This is a genomic window from Haemophilus haemolyticus (genome assembly GCF_003490595.1).
GTDB classification, from domain to species: Bacteria; Pseudomonadota; Gammaproteobacteria; order Enterobacterales; family Pasteurellaceae; genus Haemophilus; species Haemophilus haemolyticus_L.
Window position 1 is genome coordinate 111,744 of record NZ_QQGY01000003.1, and the last position, 18,275, is coordinate 130,018.

At 38.5% G+C, this 18,275-nt stretch carries 17 protein-coding genes; 12 read left to right on the top strand and 5 right to left on the bottom strand.

Going from position 1 to position 18,275, the window contains the following annotated elements; genetic code table 11:
* The first annotated feature begins 81 nt into the window (after positions 1–81).
* The 3 genes from DV415_RS03260 to rimI are packed head-to-tail and all read left to right on the top strand — an operon-like array spanning position 82 to position 1,518.
* Positions 82–669 (top strand): YdgH/BhsA/McbA family protein, encoded by a 588-nt coding sequence (locus tag DV415_RS03260; protein WP_118791509.1) that lies wholly within the window; start codon positions 82–84, stop codon positions 667–669.
* Position 670: 1 nt separating this feature from the next.
* Positions 671–1,075, top strand: a complete 405-nt coding sequence (holD, locus tag DV415_RS03265; RefSeq protein WP_118791508.1) for a DNA polymerase III subunit psi — start codon at positions 671–673, stop codon at positions 1,073–1,075.
* A gap of 2 nt (positions 1,076–1,077) precedes the next feature.
* Positions 1,078–1,518 (top strand): ribosomal protein S18-alanine N-acetyltransferase, encoded by a 441-nt coding sequence (rimI, locus tag DV415_RS03270; RefSeq protein ID WP_118782148.1) that lies wholly within the window; start codon positions 1,078–1,080, stop codon positions 1,516–1,518.
* A gap of 45 nt (positions 1,519–1,563) precedes the next feature.
* Here rimI and fdhE read toward each other — a convergent pair whose 3' ends face one another.
* The 4 genes from fdhE to fdnG form a co-directional block, all read right to left on the bottom strand.
* Complete coding sequence (gene fdhE / locus DV415_RS03275) at positions 1,564–2,472, bottom strand: formate dehydrogenase accessory protein FdhE (RefSeq protein WP_118791507.1); 909 nt, start codon at positions 2,470–2,472, stop codon at positions 1,564–1,566.
* Between the two features lie 73 nt (positions 2,473–2,545).
* On the bottom strand, positions 2,546–3,262 hold the full coding sequence (locus tag DV415_RS03280) for a formate dehydrogenase subunit gamma (RefSeq protein ID WP_005628717.1): 717 nt from the start codon (positions 3,260–3,262) through the stop codon (positions 2,546–2,548).
* A complete protein-coding gene (fdxH, locus tag DV415_RS03285) occupies positions 3,255–4,187 on the bottom strand; it encodes a formate dehydrogenase subunit beta (RefSeq protein WP_005635030.1) in 933 nt (310 codons plus the stop codon). Before fdxH ends, DV415_RS03280 begins: the two co-directional genes overlap by 8 nt.
* Before the next feature lies 1 nt (position 4,188).
* Positions 4,189–7,272: a formate dehydrogenase-N subunit alpha gene (gene fdnG, locus DV415_RS03290; protein WP_153062923.1), complete on the bottom strand. Its 3,084-nt coding sequence runs from the start codon at positions 7,270–7,272 to the stop codon at positions 4,189–4,191.
* 275 nt (positions 7,273–7,547) lie between these two features.
* On the opposite strand from fdnG, the gene fdhD reads away from it, so the two are divergent.
* Complete coding sequence (gene fdhD, locus DV415_RS03300) at positions 7,548–8,360, top strand: formate dehydrogenase accessory sulfurtransferase FdhD (protein ID WP_118790241.1); 813 nt, start codon at positions 7,548–7,550, stop codon at positions 8,358–8,360.
* A gap of 38 nt (positions 8,361–8,398) precedes the next feature.
* Here fdhD and DV415_RS03305 read toward each other — a convergent pair whose 3' ends face one another.
* Positions 8,399–8,632 carry a zinc ribbon domain-containing protein gene (locus DV415_RS03305; protein WP_118790242.1) on the bottom strand — a complete coding sequence of 78 codons (234 nt, stop codon included), beginning with the start codon at positions 8,630–8,632 and terminating at the stop codon, positions 8,399–8,401.
* Positions 8,633–8,829: 197 nt separating this feature from the next.
* Here DV415_RS03305 and DV415_RS03310 point away from each other — a divergent pair, with 197 nt between their 5' ends.
* The 8 genes from DV415_RS03310 to mraY all read left to right on the top strand — a co-directional run bounded on the left by DV415_RS03310 (position 8,830) and on the right by mraY (position 18,188).
* Positions 8,830–10,416 (top strand): carbon starvation CstA family protein, encoded by a 1,587-nt coding sequence (locus tag DV415_RS03310; RefSeq protein ID WP_114909309.1) that lies wholly within the window; start codon positions 8,830–8,832, stop codon positions 10,414–10,416.
* A 203-nt stretch (positions 10,417–10,619) separates the two neighbouring features.
* Entirely contained in the window at positions 10,620–11,075 is a 456-nt protein-coding gene (gene mraZ, locus DV415_RS03315; RefSeq protein ID WP_118775190.1) for a division/cell wall cluster transcriptional repressor MraZ, read from the top strand.
* 37 nt (positions 11,076–11,112) lie between these two features.
* Positions 11,113–12,078 carry a 16S rRNA (cytosine(1402)-N(4))-methyltransferase RsmH gene (gene rsmH, locus DV415_RS03320; protein WP_118791506.1) on the top strand — a complete coding sequence of 322 codons (966 nt, stop codon included), beginning with the start codon at positions 11,113–11,115 and terminating at the stop codon, positions 12,076–12,078.
* Positions 12,079–12,080: 2 nt separating this feature from the next.
* Positions 12,081–12,404, top strand: a complete 324-nt coding sequence (ftsL, locus tag DV415_RS03325; RefSeq protein WP_005643553.1) for a cell division protein FtsL — start codon at positions 12,081–12,083, stop codon at positions 12,402–12,404.
* 12 nt (positions 12,405–12,416) lie between these two features.
* Positions 12,417–14,249: a penicillin-binding transpeptidase domain-containing protein gene (locus DV415_RS03330; RefSeq protein ID WP_118791505.1), complete on the top strand. Its 1,833-nt coding sequence runs from the start codon at positions 12,417–12,419 to the stop codon at positions 14,247–14,249.
* Positions 14,250–14,258: 9 nt separating this feature from the next.
* Positions 14,259–15,725 carry a UDP-N-acetylmuramoyl-L-alanyl-D-glutamate--2,6-diaminopimelate ligase gene (murE, locus tag DV415_RS03335; RefSeq protein WP_118791504.1) on the top strand — a complete coding sequence of 489 codons (1,467 nt, stop codon included), beginning with the start codon at positions 14,259–14,261 and terminating at the stop codon, positions 15,723–15,725.
* Between the two features lie 13 nt (positions 15,726–15,738).
* A complete protein-coding gene (murF, locus tag DV415_RS03340; protein WP_118791503.1) occupies positions 15,739–17,112 on the top strand; it encodes a UDP-N-acetylmuramoyl-tripeptide--D-alanyl-D-alanine ligase in 1,374 nt (457 codons plus the stop codon).
* Positions 17,106–18,188 (top strand): phospho-N-acetylmuramoyl-pentapeptide-transferase, encoded by a 1,083-nt coding sequence (gene mraY / locus DV415_RS03345; protein WP_005630348.1) that lies wholly within the window; start codon positions 17,106–17,108, stop codon positions 18,186–18,188. The genes murF and mraY overlap by 7 nt, the downstream gene beginning before the upstream one ends.
* Positions 18,189–18,275 lie beyond the last annotated feature (87 nt).

Below are 18,275 nucleotides of genomic sequence, written 5' to 3' on the forward strand. Positions count from 1 at the left end.
TGGGTTATTAGTTAAAATTACGCGCTATTTTAGCAAAATTATTAATAAAAATTGATTAAAACTATTTTAGGAAAATTCTTTATGAAAAAAATTCTCTCTGCAACCTTAATGGCAACGTTACTATCTGGATGTCAAGTTCTGGACCTTGTTCAAGGTACGCCTCAAAAGGCATCTAAAGTATCAAAGCCGGTATTAACGCCTGCTCAAACTGAAGTATTACAAAAGTTAGATGCACAGTTTCAGCGTATTTCAGCTAAAGGTATCGAAATTGAATTCAATGGCGAGAAATATGTGAAACAAACACAAGTAGTAAAAGGTGACGATCCTCGTTTTGTGAGTTTGGCATTAAGTAAAAACAGCGAGGCTCGTAAAGCTGTGCTAAGTGATACATTTTATTTAACTGATGTTTCTCATGAGAAAGATATTACGGAACGTTATTTTGCAAAAAATAAAGAGACCTGCCAGTTACAGGCTGTGAAGTCAGATATTCATGATTATTATGCTTGTGCCAGTGATAAATTTAAACGTTACGTTGCTTTAGTGCATAAAGATAAAAATATTATTGCTTATCGTAGTTATACCTCATATCAAGTGGAACCTACACAGGCTGAAGAACGTGCGATTATTAAGGCATTAGTCGATTACCCATTTGATAGTATTGCTCGTTAATATGAATAGACGCGATCTTCTTTTACAAGAAATGGGTATTTCCCAGTGGACGTTATATCGCCCAGAGGTGCTACAAGGTTCGGTAGGAATTAGTGTTGCTGAGAATATTCGATTTATCACTGTTTCTGATGAAAATATAAGTGGCTCGCCTTTGTTGACTGATGTGCTACTCAGCCTTGATCTTAAAAAAGAAGATTGCTTATGTTTGAATTACGATCAAATCCAGCATATCGAATGTAAGCAGCCTATTCGTTACTGGTTACTATCAGAAAATAGTGACAAAATTGACCGCACTTTATCATTCTGTATGCTGGCTGAGCGTGTTTATCGCTCGCCAAGTTGGCAACAATTTCAATCTAATCACCAAGCCAAACGCGAGTTGTGGCAACAAATTCAGCAGCCTTAATTATGTCTATTATTTCTCAAATTGAAGCCAGTGATTTCGACAGATTGTATGAAATCGAGCAGCAAGCCCATCTGGTTCCTTGGTCATTTGGTACGTTAAAAAATAATCAAGGTGAGCGTTATCTCAATTTAAAATTGATAGAGAATAATCAGATTATTGGTTTTGCTATTTGCCAAACAGTATTGGATGAAGCGACTTTGTTTAATATTGCTATTGTACCCTCTCATCAAGGTAATGGATTTGGGAAATTATTGTTGAATCAGCTAATCATCCAATTGAAAGAAAAAGGTGTTCAGACCTTATGGCTAGAAGTCAGGGAGTCTAACCCTGCTCGTTTCTTGTATGAAAAAATTGGTTTTAATGAAGTCGATATTCGAAAAAATTATTATCCGAAACCCTGTGGTGGACGAGAAAATGCCGTAGTAATGGCTTGTTATTTATAGACACGAATGATATAGCCTAGGATGTTTATCCTAGGCTATATTTTTTTATGCTTCTTTTGCAGGAAAAACAAATGGATTTAATCCGCTGCGTGCGAAACCTTTTTCTTCCATTTCAATATCCAAGAAAATAGAAGCCAAATCGTCGGCTACTGGCTCTACATGAGGATCTTTTTCTTGGAACATGATTTTCAAGTAACTTTCACAGCTACCACAGGTTTCAGCACGAACAAGTGCAAGTTCTTCATCTAACGACCACATTTCAAGTTTGTCATGACTATTACAGTTGGTGCATTGTGCGCGTACTAAATTCCATTCACTTTCACATAAATTACAATGTAAGTAGCGTAAACCTTGTGATGTACCAATTTGTACAATACTTGCAACAGGTAAAGAACCACAAACAGGGCAGTGATGTAAATTTTCGGCGTTTTCAACTTGGCTATTATGGGGAATTTGATGGGCGAGCTGTAGCCAATAAAGGGAAAGTGCAGCCCAAATAAAGACGGCTTTATCACTGCTGACTAAATTAAATTCTTGTGCTAAGAGTTTATTTGCCATTTCTTCTAATTCAGCAGATGATGCTTTTTCAAGAAATTCAATTGTTGTAGAAACTTGCTCATTGGCTTTGGGTTTTATTTCATCAAGAATTTCAGTTAAATATTCACGCCAGATGCAGTTTCTTTTAAAGGTTTTCGCATTTAGTGGCTCGATATCATTTAGCTGTTCAAACTGTTGTTGCGGTAAAGGATTTTTTTCTAACGTGGAAAGTTGGCTTTCAACTATGTCTGCAGCAAATAATAAATAATCTGATAGTGGGTGATTTTGAGCTAAGTCTCTTAAACGTTTTGCTCTGCGTTGATAAAGATTTTTAGGATTGGCAAATAATACAGCAGGCGTTTGGAAAGAATTTGCCGCTTGTTTGATTTCTGATTCTGATAAGATTTTGATACTCATGTTCTTTTCTCACTTTCATAATAAAAAGTGCGGTCAATTTTAACCGCACTTTTTTCTTTTTCAAGATTTCAGCTTATTTGCCAAATCCTTTAAATAATACTTTGGTTTTGCCTTTTTTACCTGATTGCTCGTTGAGTAAATCTTTTTCAAGCTCAGGTAAAATTTCTTCGCGGTACCATTTCGGGTGGTGTTTCTTCGCCCAACGAACGGTTACCCAACCTTCAATGATTCCTCGAATCGAACCTTTAATCCAGAATGCCATATACATATGCACTAAGATACCAGTGAATAACATAAATGCACTCAAAGAATGGAGCAGAATCGAGAAACGCAATACTGGGATTGAGAAGTAGTGCGAAAAATATTGACGCCACATAATGATGCCAGTCACTAATAACGTTACCATCGCCAAATTTAATGTCCAGAAGAGCATTTTTTGACCAAGGTTATATTTGCCATTATCAGCAACCGCGTGTTCATTCCCTTTAAGAACTTCAACGACACCTTTTGCCCAGCGAATATCATTTTTTTCTGGAATATTGTGATCCCAGTACAATAATGCCAAGTAGATGAAGGCGAAGAACATTAAAATCCCAGTAAATGGGTGAATTGCACGCGCAATTTGTGGTGTACCTAAAATTTCTGTTAACCATGCGAAATCAGGGAAGAAAAATGCAACACCAGTGAACATTGTCATAAAGAAACAAATTACCAACATCCAGTGACTGATACGCGCTGGTGTTCTATGGCGGACGATTCGAGTATCGTTGTTGATCTCAATTTTACTCATTGTTTTCCCCCTTAGATGGTTTTTCTTCTTCAAATTCGTGGTGATGATCTTCCACATCTTCTTCAATATTAGGACCTACAGTTAAGTAGTGAGCGATTTCAGCTAATGCCAAGCCACCCATTGCAACTGCCGCTACTGGCTTCAATACATCTTTCCATAAGGTCACACTTAAATCAATTTGTGGATCTTTTGGAAGGCCATTGTAAAGCTCTGGTTTATCAGCGTGATGTAACACATACATTACGTGTGTTCCGCCTACGCCTGGAGGATCGTAAAGTCCTGCATTTTCATAACCACGAGATTTTAAATCAGCTATGCGTTTTTCCGCGTAGAGTTTCATTTCTTCTTTAGAACCAAAACGAATAGCACCAGTTGGACAGGTTTTCACACATGCAGGCTCTTGACCTACAGAAACACGGTCCACACAAAGGGTACATTTGTACACGCGGTTGTCGTCTGGGTTCATACGTGGAATGTTGAACGGACAACCAGCGATACAGTAACCACATCCGATACATTTATCAGATTGAAAGTCCACGATACCGTTTTTGTACTGAATGATAGCACCAGGTGATGGACAAGCTTTTAAACAGCCTGGTTCAGCACAGTGCATACATCCATCTTTACGGATTAGCCATTCTAAACGATCGTTTTCTTCCACTTCGTTAAAACGCATCACAGTCCATGCTTTAGCATTTAGATCTACAGGGTTATCGTAAATACCATGACACTGCGCATTTACATCAGAGCGGATGTCATTCCACTCTGAGCAGCCAACTTGGCAAGCTTTACAACCGATACATGTACTGACATCGATTAATTTTGCCACTTCAACTTTATGATCACGCGCTTGTGGTGCAGGAGTTAAACCTGAAGTTGCGGAGATTTTAATAATATCTTGAGATTGTACATCCATTGCTCGCATATTATGCCTCCGCCTTTTCTACGTTCACCAAGAAAGTTTTGTATTCTGGTGTTTGTGTAATTGATTCACCCCAAGATGGTGTTAAGGTATTTGCTGAGAAACCGCGGTTACCTTTACCATTTAAGGATTTCATATTCCAGTGAATTGGAATACCAATATGGTGAACTGTGCGTCCATCGATTTCTAAATCTTTCAAACGTTTAGTCACAACAGCAACCGCTTTGATGTAACCACGTCTTGAAGTGACTTTTACCATATCACCTTTTTGGATGCCTTTTTCTGCAGCTAATTTCTCACCAATTTCCACAAACTGTTGTGGTTGAGCGATGATGTTTAGAGCAGATTGAGCTGTCCAACTGTGGAAGTGTTCAGTTAAACGATAAGTTGTAGCCACAAATGGATACTCTTTATTTGAACCAATAAACTCACGGTCTTCCTTATAGATACGGATAGTTGGATCCGTTACTATACTTGGATGAAGTGGGTTCGTATCAATTGGGCTTTCAATTGGTTCGAAGTGTTCTGGTACTGGACCATTATTGATTTTATCAACCGCAAATAGACGACCAACACCTTCCGCAGACATAATAAATGGACCCGCATCTGAACCAGGTGGTTGCGCACCGTAGTCAGCAATGTCATACCAGTTCCAGTTTTTACCATTCCATTTAATTAATTGGCGGTGTTTGTCCCATGGATTACCGTTGATATCTAATGATGCGCGATTGTAAAGAACACGACGGTTTGCAGGCCATGCAAAGCCCCAACCTACAGTACAACCTAATCCTGAAGGGTCAGAATTATCACGATTTGCCATTTGGTTACCTTTTTCTGTCCATTGACCAACATAGAGCCAGTTTCCAGATGTGGTAGTACCGTCATCTCTTAAGTGAGCAAATCCATTTAATAATTGACCTTTCTTATAGATGAGATTGTTATTCGCATCATAAAGATCCTCAAGTGCATAACCATTAAGTTCTTTGGCTAGTTCAGTTGAGCTTGGTGAATGTGGTTGAGCATAATTCCAGGTCATCGCTTCAAAGGATTCAATACCACGACCACCTTCTTTTTTATAAAGGTCATGCATTTCTTCACGAATCATAGAAAGAATTTCAACATCAGGCATCGCTTCGCCAGGTTGATCACAACCTTTCCAGTGCCATTGTGCCCAACGACCTGAGTTGGCAATAGAACCATCTTCTTCTGCGAAACAGGTTGTTGGTAAACGGAATACCTCAGTTTGAATCTCTGCTGGATTTACATTGTTAGATTCACCAAAGTTTTTCCAGAACTCAGAACTTTCAGTTTGTAATGGATCAAGTACAACTAAGTATTTTAATTTACTCATACCAGCAACAGTTTTGTTTTTGTTCGGTAAAGAGTTTAATACGTTGAAACCTTGTAAAATCCAGCCGTTTAATTCACCATCATGCATCATTTTTACGTGCGTGATAGGGTCATAAACACGGTCAACTTTAGGGATGAAGTCAAAGCCCCAGCCATTTTCTTTTGTAGCTTTATCTCCGTAGAAGGTTTTCATCATACTTACGAAGAATTTTGAGGTATTACGATAATAGTTGACTTGATTAGGCACGATATCTTTCGGCGTAATCGCATTCATATATTGTTCGTAAGAGGTTTCTTTTTCGTTTGGTAAACGCATATAGCCTGGCAACATTGTTGGTAGTAGGCCCATATCAGTTGTACCTTGAACGTTTGAGTGTCCACGAAGTGCATTAATACCGCCACCTGGCATACCTATATTACCTAAAAGTAATTGGATCATCGCCATAGAACGAATATTTTGTGTACCGATTGTGTGCTCTGTAAAACCTAATGCATATAAGTGCGTCATTGTTTTATTTGGCGCAGAAGTTTTACCAATTTCTTCACAAATTTGTAAGAATACTTTTTGTTTTACGCCGGTAACGCGTTCAACCATTTCTGGAGTATAACGAGAAACGTGATCTTTTAAGATATTAATGACACAACGAGGGTGTTGTAATGTCATATCACGTTTTGCATTGCCGTTTTCATCAAATTGGTAATTCCAAGTTGATTTATCGTAATTGCGTTTTTCTTCGTTAAAGCCGGAGAATAAACCGTCTTCAAACTTATAGCCTTCATTAATTAAGAATGATGCATTGGTATAGTGTTTAACGTATTCGTGTTGGATCTGATTAGTTTCCAATAGGTAACGGATTACGCCCATTAAGAACGCAATATCAGAACCAGAACGAATTGGTGCGTGAAGATCAGCAACAGACGCAGTACGGTTAAAGCGAGGGTCTACCACGATGATTTTCGCACCGTTTTTCTTCGCTTCAATTGCCCAACGGAAACCAACAGGGTGAGCTTCGGCAGGGTTACCACCTTGAACAAGAATAAGGTTTGCGTTTTTGATATCAACCCAGTTATTTGTCATGGCACCACGACCAAATGATGGAGCAAGACTTGCTACCGTTGGTCCGTGTCAAGTATTCGCTTGGTTACATACCGGCAACATCCCTAACATTCGGATCCATTTATGGGTGAGTAACGCGGCTTCATTACTGATAGCGGATGCGGTCATAATCCCAGTGGTGGTCCAACGGTTTACAGTATTACCTGCAGCATTTTTTTCAACGAAGTTGGCATCACGGTCATCTTTCATTAAACGGGCAATACGCTTAATAGCATCATGCCAAGAAATGCGTTCCCATTTATCAGAGCCCGGTGCACGATATTCAGGATATAAACAGCGGCTTTCGCTATTTACGTAATCAAGGGCGCCAGCACCTTTAGGACAGAGTGCACCACGGCTAACCGGATGATCTGGATCGCCCTCGAGATGGAATAATTTTGAACGAGTATTGGTGCCAGTGTGGCTGCTTAACGTATCGTAAGGTTTGCCTGTGCTATAAAGCAACATACCACAGCTTACGGAACAATATGTACAAGTGTTACGAGATTCAAATGCGCGTAATAATTTGTATTCACGCGGCGCAGCTAACGCACTTGCTGGAGCAAAGCCCAACATCGCAGCCGATGTTCCCGCCATACCACCTGCACAGACCTTAAAGAATTTTCTTCTTGAGATCTGCATAATCACTCCTTTCAACAACAAGTTGTTGAGATATTTAGATAGTAATAAATTCGTCTAGTGTAACTAGATAATTTGGTTGATTTCGTTAAAATAACGTTACTCAACATCGCAAATTGGTTCAAAAGTGGGCCAATTTATGGGCGCCTAGAATAACGATTTTTTAACGATAAATCTATAATCAAATGGCATTATAACGCAGAAATATTGTGATCTAGATCATGATTTTATAAAAATATTAACATTTTTTTTACATTTTAGTAATGGGTAGGTAAAGAATGGATTGGCTGATTAAACAAACGATTAACTTTTTTAAAAGAAATAAAAGTATAGAAAATTCAACCGCACTTTTACAATCAAAAGAAGATTTTCTAGCTGTCGAAATGCCAGTTTCATTAGTTTATAACGGTATTTCTCATGCGGTTATGATGTGTTCACCGAAAGATTTAGAGGTATTTGCTCTGGGGTTTTCTCTCACGGAAGGCATTATTGAAAAACCTTCGGATATTTACGGCATCGATGTTGTGGAGGTTTGCAATGGTATTGAAGTGCAAATCGAACTGTCTAGCCGAAAATTTATGGCATTAAAAGAGCATCGTCGTAATCTTACAGGACGTACGGGGTGTGGCATTTGTGGCACGGAGCAGCTTAATCAAGTGTATAAAAACTTTCCAAAATTAGACCGCACTTTTAAGTTTGATTTGAATTTGCTCGATGGCTGTTTGTCAGAGCTTCATAAAAATCAACGATTAGGTCAGCAAACAGGTTCGACTCATGCTTGTGGCTTTTTTGATTTAGAAGGTAATATGCTTGCTATTTTTGAAGATGTGGGTCGTCATGTTGCGCTTGATAAATTACTTGGCTGGCATGCAAAATCAGGCAAGCCTAATGGAATTATTGTCGCTTCGAGTCGCGCAAGTTATGAAATGGTTCAAAAAACTATTTCTTGCGGGGTGGAAATGTTAGTGACCATTTCTGGGGCAACTGATCTTGCTGTGAAAATGGCTGAAGCCCATCATTTGACTTTGATTGGCTTTGCAAGAGAAGGTAAAGGGAATATCTATAGTGGAGATGGACGAATTAATAGTTAATATCTGAAGTAACTTTATATACATACGAGATATTTTTTCTATTTATTTGTAATCCAACTAGCCAGCGCGATAAAAATAGCAAAGATGCAAAACCAAATTATGTGGAGTTTTGTACTTTTTCGATTGATTTCAGCATTATGCAGCCGACGTCTTTCTAATTGTTGTTTATAAATTTCTAAATCTGCTTGTTTGAAAGAAAAACCACAATTAGGGCAGTTTTCTGTATTTTCACTAATCTTTTTTCTGCATTCAGGGCATCGAGTTAAGGCCATCTTTTTCTCTATAATTATAAAATTACTTATTTATTAGTATTCTAATAGAATTCTTCGGTTTTACAAATGTGATGTAAGTCACAAATCCATAAAATTTCTTAAATTCAATTTTTGATTTTAAACAATTTGAAATAGAATACCGCGGCTTGTTTAGGGCATACACTAAATATTTTTGTTTATCTTTGAGGAGCCTTTCTATGTTATGGTTTTTCTTTTGTGTAGCCATTTTGATTCTTGGTTACTTTGTTTATGGAAAAATTATCGAAAAAATCTTTGTGATTAATCCACAACGTCAGACCCCTGCTTACCAGGTAAATGATGGCGTGGATTATATGCCAATGTCAAAAACCAAAATTTGGTTAATTCAATTATTAAACATTGCTGGAACTGGTCCTATTTTTGGTCCGATTCTTGGTGCGTTATACGGACCAGTGGCAATGCTTTGGATTGTAATCGGTTGTATTTTTGCCGGTGCAGTACATGATTATTTCTGTGGTATGTTGAGTATCCGTCATGGCGGTGCAACTATGCCTCATTTAGCCGGTAAATTCTTAGGTCGTCCTGTAAAAGTATTTATTAACACATTAGCACTTGTACTTTTATTATTAGTAGGTGTTGTATTTGTATCAAGCCCAGCTCAATTAATGGGTACGATTACCATGGACTTATTGGGCGCATCTCAAGGCGCGTTACAATTAGGTGATGCTGAAGCTGTTCATCATGCAGTTGAAGCCGGTGGTATCAAAGTATGGGGAATGGATAAAGCAACTGTTGTTGCAGTTTGGACTATTATTATCTTTGCTTACTATATTCTTGCGACTTTATTACCGATCGACAAAATTATCGGTCGAATCTATCCGCTCTTTGGCGCGTTGTTGCTATTTATGTCTATGGGTATGGTGTATGGCTTAGTTTCTGCACACTTTAGTGCTGTTGATCCTATTGAGTTCTTCCGTACTATCAATGTAGATGGTCAAGGCTTAACTTTAGAGAAATTCACGCAAAATTTCCAAGTGAAAGGTGATGTTCCAATTTGGCCATTATTATTCTTAACTATTTCTTGTGGTGCATTATCTGGTTTCCATGCAACTCAAACTCCTTTAATGGCGCGTTGTGCTGAAAATGAAAAAGAAGGCCGTTTTATCTTTTACGGTGCAATGATTGCTGAAGGTGTAATTGCGTTAATCTGGTGTATGGTTGGTCTTGCATTCTATGAAAACCCACAAGCATTACAAGATGCAATTGCAGCAGGTTCACCATCTAAAGTTGTATATGATAGTTCATTACACTTCTTAGGTTTTATCGGCGGTATTTTTGCTGTATTAGGTGTGGTGGTTTTACCTATTACTTCTGGCGATACCGCATTCCGTGCTGCTCGTTTACAATTAGCAGAAATTTTCCATATCGACCAACGTTCATTACCTAAACGTTTATTAATTGCTGTACCATTATTCGTATTAGGCTATTTCGTTTCAACCATTGACTTTAGCGTGTTATGGCGTTATTTCACTTGGGCAAACCAAATGACAGCAATGGTAATGTTATGGACAGCAGCAGCATACTTATATCGCTACCATAAATTCCACTGGGTTGCGTCTATTCCGGCTTGGTTTATTACAACAGTATGTGCAACTTACTTGTTCTACAACAAAATCGGTTTTGGTTTAGATTATCAACTTTCAGTTTATCTTGGTTTTGCAACAACAATTGTTTGTATCGTGTTATTCTTCGCTATGCTTAAGCCATTAGGCGAGCGTGATGAAGAAGCGTATGTGAATAATTAATCAAGATAATTTGGTTTAAAAAGCCGTTTGGGATATTTTCTCAAACGGCTTTTATTTTGATAAAAAATAGGGTTGTTTCAGGGTTAATCGCTTGCAACTTAATCAAACAAATTATAAACTTACGGCAGATGTGGAGAAAAGTGGTGTTTTGTGGAGATTTTTAGAAAAATTTCTCAAAATAAGTTCAATTTTTAAGGCGTAATATGTTTCGTGGTGCAACAGCGGTTAATTTAGATTCTAAGGGACGTGTAGCGATCCCAACCCGCTATCGCTCTGAAATTCTTGAAAAGAACCAAGGGCAAATGGTTTGTACTGTGGATATTCGCCAACCCTGCCTTTTACTTTATCCCCTTGATGAATGGGAAAAAATCGAACAAAAACTTCTCGCACTTTCTAACTTTGATCCTACCCAACGCCGTTTGCAACGAGTAATGCTTGGTCACGCTACTGAATGTGAGATGGATGCTCAGGGCCGTATTTTACTTAGTGGACCATTACGTCAACACGCAAAATTAGAAAAGGGCTTAATGTTGGTAGGGCAGTTGAATAAATTTGAAATTTGGAGTGATACCGAATGGTATGCACAAATTGAAGAAGATATGGAAATTGGTTCAAGTGCAGACTTTGCGTCTGAGGCTTTGAAAGATTTCTCATTATAGAAAATGATTCACCGTTTTTTACTTTTATATTGTATTTATGGATACCGAAAATTCCTTTTCTTCACCTGAACATATCACAGTTTTACTTCACGAAGCCGTGAATGGCTTGGCATTGAAGGAAAATGGAATTTATATTGATGGTACTTTTGGTCGTGGTGGACATTCTCGTTTAATCCTTTCTAAATTATCCTCAAATGGTCGCCTCATTGGCGTTGACCGTGATCCTAGAGCCATTGCTGAAGCGCAAAAAATTCAAGATTCACGTTTTCAGATTGAACACAACAGCTTTTCCCATATTCCTGAAATTTGTGAAAAATTAAATTTAGTGGGCAAAATTGACGGTATTTTGCTTGATCTTGGTGTGTCATCCCCACAGCTTGATGAAGCAGAGCGTGGTTTTAGTTTTATGAAAGATGGCCCGCTTGATATGCGTATGGACACGACTCAAGGCTTGTCAGCAGAAGAATGGTTAAAACAAGTATCGGTTGAGGATTTAACTTGGGTTTTGAAAACTTTTGGCGAAGAGCGTTTCGCTAAACGTATTGCAACGGCCATTGTTGATTACAACAAAAGTGCGGCCAAAAATGGCACCGAATTTTTATCGCGTACTAGTCAATTAGCTGAGCTTATTTCACAAGCGGTACCTTTTAAAGATAAACATAAACATCCTGCGACTCGCAGTTTCCAAGCTATCCGTATTTTCATCAATGCAGAATTAGATGAATTGGAAAGTGTACTTAATTCTGCTTTAGACATGCTAGCGCCAGAAGGCCGTTTATCAATCATTAGTTTCCATTCTTTAGAAGATAGAATGGTAAAACATTTTATGAAAAAACAAAGTAAAGGTGAGGATATCCCTAAAGGTTTACCGCTGAGAGAAGACCAAATTCAACGTAATCAAAAATTAAAAATTATAGGTAAAGCAATTCAACCAAGTGATGCAGAAATTCAAGCAAATCCTCGTTCAAGAAGTGCGGTATTGCGTGTGGCGGAGAGAATTTAGTGATGTCTGAAAATAATAAACCTCGTTATCCGTTACAGCAGATTTTGGTTGAAGACCTATTTTCTTCAAATAAATTAATTGTGTTGCTATTGGTGGCGATTTTGATTTCATCAATGAGCGTGATTTGGGTAACTCATCAGACTCGTCGATTAATTTCTGAAAATGGTCAATTGGTTTTGCAGCGCCAAGCACTGGAAAGTGAATATCGAAATTTGCAAGTGCAAGAAGCAACAGAAGGAGACAGTACTCGAGTCGAGTCTATTGCTGTTGGCACCTTAAAAATGAAAACATTATCCCCAGAACAAGAAGTTGAAATTAGAGAATAATAGGTAGAAAAGATGGTTAAGTTCAATTCTTCTCGTAAATCAGGTAAAGCAAAAAAAACAATTAGAAAATTGACCACACCTGAAACCGTAAAACATAACAAACAGAAAATTGTGTTTGAAAAATGTTTTATGCGTGTTCGTTATGGAGTTTCTGCTTTTTTTATTTTGGCTGGTTTATGTGCTTTAGTTGCTCGTGCGGCTTATGTGCAGTCTGTTGATTCGAGTACCTTATCTGGAGAGGCTGATAAACGTTCTTTGCGTAAAGATGAAGTGTTATCTGTGCGTGGTTCAATTTTAGATCGTAATGGTCAGCTTTTATCTGTAAGTGTACCGATGAATGCTGTGGTTGCAGATCCGAAAACCATGTTAAAAGAAAATGCACTTGCGGATAAAGAACGGATTACTGCTTTGGCCCAAGAATTGGGTATGAGCGAAAATGATTTGGTGAAAAAAATTGAGAAGAATTCCAAATCAGGTTATTTGTATTTGGCCCGTCAAGTAGAATCGAACAAGGCAGATTATATTCGTAAACTTAAGATTAAAGGTATTAATTTAGAAACTGAGCATCGTCGTTTTTATCCTCGCGTAGAAGAAGCTGCGCATGTGGTGGGTTATACCGATATTGATGGAAACGGTATTGAGGGCATTGAGAAAAGCTTTAATTCCATGCTTGTGGGTAAAGATGGTTCACGTACTGTTCGTAAAGATAAACGCGGAAATATCGTTGAACATATTGCGGATGAGAAAAAATATGATGCGCAAGATGTCACCTTGAGTATCGATGAAAAATTACAATCCATGGTATATCGTGAGATTAAAAAGGCGGTGTCTGATAATAATGCCGAGTCTGGTACTGCGGTATTAGTCGATGTTCGAACCGGTGAAGTGTTGGCTATGGCTACTGCACCATCTTACAATCCAAACAATCGTGTCGGTGTGAAATCCGAGTTAATGCGTAACCGCGCAATCACTGATACGTTTGAGCCAGGTTCTACTGTAAAACCTTTCGTAGTTTTAACCGCACTTCAACGCGGAGTAGTGCGCCGCGATGAAATAATCAACACGGGATCATTCACCGTGAGCGGCAAAGAAATTGTGGACGTTGCACCTAGAGCACAACAAACGTTAGATGAGATTTTAATCAATTCGAGTAACCGTGGTGTGACCCGCCTTGCATTGCGTATGCCACCTAGTGCATTGATGGAAACTTATCAAAATGCAGGTTTAAGTAAACCGACAGATTTAGGCTTGATTGGTGAACAAGTTGGGATTTTGAACGCAAACCGTAAACGCTGGGCAGATATTGAACGTGCAACAGTCGCTTATGGTTACGGTATTACTGCGACACCTTTACAAATAGCTAGAGCATATGCAACCCTTGGTAGTTTTGGTGTTTATCGCCCGCTTTCTATTACTAAAGTCGATCCGCCAGTCATTGGAAAACGTGTTTTCTCTGAAAAAATAACCAAAGATATCGTGGAGATTTTAGAGAAAGTAGCAATTAAAAATAAACGCGCAATGGTGGAAGGCTACCGTGTTGGTGTGAAAACAGGTACAGCGCGTAAGATTGAAAATGGTCACTATGTGAAGAAATATGTGGCATTTACTGCGGGTATTGCACCGATTAGTGACCCTCGTTATGCATTAGTGATTTTGATTAATGATCCAAAAGACGGTGAATATTATGGTGGTGCAGTCTCTGCGCCAGTATTCTCTAGCATTATGGGCTATGCTTTGCGTGCAAATGCTATTCCACAAGATGCTGAACCTGTTGAAAAAACAGCAACTAAAAGCGCAAAACGTATTGTATATGTTGGTGATCACAAGAATCAAAAAGTGAATTAAGGAAAAATTATGAAAAAACTCACCGCACTTTTTAATTTGCCTCAATTAAAGAATGATATAGAACTCCATAATATGGTGTTGGATAGCCGTAAAGTTAAAGCAGGAGATCTTTTTGTGGCGATAAAAGGTCATCAAGTTAATGGAAATCAATTTATTGATTCGGCTATTCATTCTGGTGCGAGTGCGGTGGTGTCTGAGACAGAATTATCTGGCGAGCATTTAACTGTAGAGTTTATTGGGAATGTGCCAGTAGTTAAATATTATCAACTTGCGCGTCATCTTTCATCTTTGGCGGATGTTTTCTATGATTCGCCTTCTAAAAAATTAACGCTTGTTGGTGTCACGGGGACAAATGGTAAAACCACTATTTCTCAATTATTAGCGCAATGGGCGGAGTTATTAGGTCATCGTGCGGCTGTGATGGGGACTATTGGCAATGGCCTTTTAGGTCAAGTTGTCGAAGCCAAAAATACAACTGGCTCAGCAGTAGAAATCCAATCATCACTTTCCAGTTTTAAGCAAGCTGGCGCAGATTTTGCCTCTATTGAAGTTTCATCGCATGGTTTGGCACAACATCGTGTTGAGGCGCTGCGTTTTAAAGCAGGGATTTTTACGAACTTAACACGTGATCATCTAGATTATCACCAAACTATGGAAAATTACGCTTCCGCTAAAAAACGCTTGTTCACAGAATTAGATACGCAAATTAAAGTGATTAATGCTGATGATGAGATTGGAAGCCAATGGTTAAGTGAATTACCTGATGCTATTGCGGTAAGTACGAGCGCTGACTTCCAATCAAACTCACATCAATGGATGAAGGCAACAAATATCCACTATCATGCTAAAGGCGCAGATATTACTTTTGAATCTAGCTGGGGTAATGGTGTATTGCATAGTCCATTAATCGGTGCTTTCAATGTAAGCAATTTGTTATTGGTGATGACCACGTTATTATCATTTGGTTACCCATTGGGAAATTTACTCGCTACGGCGAAATCTTTGAAAGGAGTATGTGGAAGAATGGAAATGATTCAATATCCAAATAAACCAACAGTTATTGTAGATTATGCGCATACACCTGACGCACTAGAAAAAGCCTTGATGGCAGCACGTGAACATTGCCAAGGTGAGTTATGGTGTATTTTTGGCTGTGGTGGAGACCGCGATAGAGGCAAACGTCCATTAATGGCACAAGTTGCAGAGCAGTTTGCTGAAAAGGTGATTGTGACAAAAGATAATCCTAGAACAGAATCACAAAGCCAAATTGAATCAGATATTGTCGCCGGCTTTAAAAATATGGATAAAGTTGGCATTATTCCTGATAGAGAACAGGCCATTCAGTTTGCGATTGAAAGTGCGGTTGAAAATGATGTGATTTTAATTGCTGGCAAAGGCCATGAAAATTATCAAATTATTGGCACTGAAATCGTGCATTTTTCCGACCAAGAAATTGCCCATGATTTTTTAAAATAATAACAATTAAATTATGATTAAACTCTCTACTGAACAATTAGCACAGATTCTTCAAGCTAAATTAATTGGCGATAAAAATGTGCAAGTTGAAGATATTAATACAGATACCCGAAAAAGCGTATCAAATAGTTTATTTTTTGCGTTGAAAGGTGAAAAGTTTGATGCTCACCAATATCTTGAACAAGCGGTAGCTCAAGGTGCGGTAGCCGTTGTTGTTCAGCAAGAAAATTCTTCCATTTCTGTTCCTCAGCTGGTGGTTAAGGATACTCGAATTGCTTTGGGCGAACTTGCAAAATGGTTACGCAAGAAAATAAATCCGCATACTGTTGCGATGACAGGGTCTTCAGGTAAAACCACGGTAAAAGAAATGACGGCAAGTATTTTGCAACATACCGCGAGTGATTCAGACGCGGTACTTTTTACCAATGGTAATTTTAATAACGATATTGGTGTGCCTTTAACCCTTCTTCGCTTAACAGAAAAACATCGTTTCGCCGTGATCGAACTTGGTGCAAATCATCGAGGTGAAATTGATTACACCACAAAATTAGCTCAACCTGATGCTGCATTGATTAATAATATTGCGCCTGCGCATTTAGAGGGCTTTGGTTCTTTAGAGGGCGTAGTGCAAGCTAAAGGTGAGATTTATCGTGGTTTAACATTGAATGGTGTAGCGATTATTAACTCTGAACATAATCATTTAAATGTTTGGCAAAAAGAAATCGGTGAACATGAGATTCAATATTTCAACGGTAAAGATTATTCTGCAAAAAATATTCATCATACTGCCCAAGGTTCCACTTTTACACTTATTTCCCCACAAGGTGAAATTGAGATTAACTTACCTTATCTGGGGGAACATAATGTAAAAAATGCCTTGGCAGCGACCGCACTTGCAATGAATGTCGGTGCCACTCTTACCGATGTAAAAGCTGGGTTAGAACAACATTCACAAGTGAAAGGGCGTTTATTCCCAATTCAAGTAACGCCTAATTTATTGTTATTAGATGATACTTATAACGCAAATAAAGATTCTCTCTGCGCGGCTATTGATGTCCTAAAAAGTTATGATGCTTTCCGTATTTTGTGTGTTGGTGATATGAAAGAGTTAGGGGAAAACTCTCTCTCTATCCACCGTGAAGTAGGACAACATGCCAACTCGGCAAATTTAGATTTAGTTTGTTCTTATGGCAATGAAAGTGCGGTTATTTCTGAGGCTGTTTCGGGTAAGCATTTTACTGATAAGGTGGAAATGGTTGATTTTCTTGTGCCATTGATTGAAACCCAATTACAACAAAATAACAAAGTCGTAGTGCTAGGAAAAGGCTCGCGCTCAATGAAAATGGAAGATGTGATCTATTCATTAAAGGATAAAATTAAATGTTAGTCTGGCTTGCTGAATATCTTGTTCGTTATGAAACCGCATTTAATGCGATTTCTTATATTACCGTCCGTGCAATTCTTGCATTATTAACCGCACTTTTTATTTCACTTTGGATTGGCCCAAAAGTGATCAAACGTTTACAGATCTTAAAATTTGGTCAAGAAGTGCGAAATGATGGTCCTGAAAGTCATTTTGCCAAAAAAGGCACCCCTACTATGGGCGGTGTGATGATTTTATTCTCTATTGGAGTAAGTACGTTATTATGGGCAAATCTTGCTAATCCTTATATTTGGGTTTGTTTATTTGTATTATTTGGATACGGTGCAATTGGTTTTGTGGATGATTTCCGTAAAATTACCCGTAAAAATACAGATGGTTTGATTGCGCGTTGGAAATATTTCTGGATGTCTGTTGTGGCATTAGTGGCAATCCTTTGGCTTTATTGGCTTGGCCACGACACTGATGCCACCCGTTTAGTGATTCCATTCTTTAAAGACATTATGCCTCAATTAGGTTTGTTCTATATTGTGTTGTCTTATTTTGTGATTGTTGGAACCGGTAATGCGGTGAATTTAACAGATGGTTTGGATGGATTGGCGATTATGCCAACCGCGCTTGTCGCAGGCGCGTTTGCCTTAATTGCATGGGCAACGGGTAACGTGAATTTCGCAGAATACTTGCACATCCCATACATTAAATATAGTTCTGAGGTGGTTGTATTTTGTACCGCCATCGTTGGTGCAGGGTTAGGATTCTTATGGTTCAATACTTATCCCGCACAAGTCTTTATGGGCGATGTAGGTTCTCTTGCATTAGGTGGAGCACTTGGTGTCGTGGCGATCCTAGTTCGTCAGGAATTTTTACTTGTGATAATGGGCGGAGTATTTGTTGTTGAAGCGCTCTCTGTTATTTTGCAAGTAGGGTCTTATAAGTTACGCAAACAACGCATTTTTAGAATGGCACCGATTCACCACCATTTTGAATTGAAGGGATGGCCAGAGCCAAGAGTGATTATTCGGTTTTGGATTATTTCCTTAATGTTGGTGTTGATGGGATTGGTCACCTTGAAGTTGCGTTAATGAATATAGCTAGGTTCGCTCTTTCAGTTTTTGAAAGGGCGACCTTTTTTACGTTAGTAAAGGAAATTTATATTTCCATTGATAATA

Excerpts from the sequence above, each read along its gene's own strand:
- fdhE (WP_118791507.1), bottom strand. The coding sequence starts at position 2,472 with ATGAGTATCAAAATCTTATCAGAATCAGAAATCAAACAAGCGGCAAAT.
- DV415_RS03280 (WP_005628717.1), bottom strand. The coding sequence starts at position 3,262 with ATGAGTAAAATTGAGATCAACAACGATACTCGAATCGTCCGCCATAGA.
- fdxH (WP_005635030.1), bottom strand. The coding sequence starts at position 4,187 with ATGCGAGCAATGGATGTACAATCTCAAGATATTATTAAAATCTCCGCA.
- DV415_RS03260 (WP_118791509.1), top strand. The coding sequence starts at position 82 with ATGAAAAAAATTCTCTCTGCAACCTTAATGGCAACGTTACTATCTGGA.
- ftsL (WP_005643553.1), top strand. The coding sequence starts at position 12,081 with ATGTCTGAAAATAATAAACCTCGTTATCCGTTACAGCAGATTTTGGTT.
- murE (WP_118791504.1), top strand. The coding sequence starts at position 14,259 with ATGAAAAAACTCACCGCACTTTTTAATTTGCCTCAATTAAAGAATGAT.
- DV415_RS03330 (WP_118791505.1), top strand. The coding sequence starts at position 12,417 with ATGGTTAAGTTCAATTCTTCTCGTAAATCAGGTAAAGCAAAAAAAACA.
- fdhD (WP_118790241.1), top strand. The coding sequence starts at position 7,548 with ATGGATTGGCTGATTAAACAAACGATTAACTTTTTTAAAAGAAATAAA.
- DV415_RS03305 (WP_118790242.1), bottom strand. The coding sequence starts at position 8,632 with ATGGCCTTAACTCGATGCCCTGAATGCAGAAAAAAGATTAGTGAAAAT.
- mraZ (WP_118775190.1), top strand. The coding sequence starts at position 10,620 with ATGTTTCGTGGTGCAACAGCGGTTAATTTAGATTCTAAGGGACGTGTA.
- rimI (WP_118782148.1), top strand. The coding sequence starts at position 1,078 with ATGTCTATTATTTCTCAAATTGAAGCCAGTGATTTCGACAGATTGTAT.
- DV415_RS03310 (WP_114909309.1), top strand. The coding sequence starts at position 8,830 with ATGTTATGGTTTTTCTTTTGTGTAGCCATTTTGATTCTTGGTTACTTT.
- holD (WP_118791508.1), top strand. The coding sequence starts at position 671 with ATGAATAGACGCGATCTTCTTTTACAAGAAATGGGTATTTCCCAGTGG.
- mraY (WP_005630348.1), top strand. The coding sequence starts at position 17,106 with ATGTTAGTCTGGCTTGCTGAATATCTTGTTCGTTATGAAACCGCATTT.
- murF (WP_118791503.1), top strand. The coding sequence starts at position 15,739 with ATGATTAAACTCTCTACTGAACAATTAGCACAGATTCTTCAAGCTAAA.
- rsmH (WP_118791506.1), top strand. The coding sequence starts at position 11,113 with ATGGATACCGAAAATTCCTTTTCTTCACCTGAACATATCACAGTTTTA.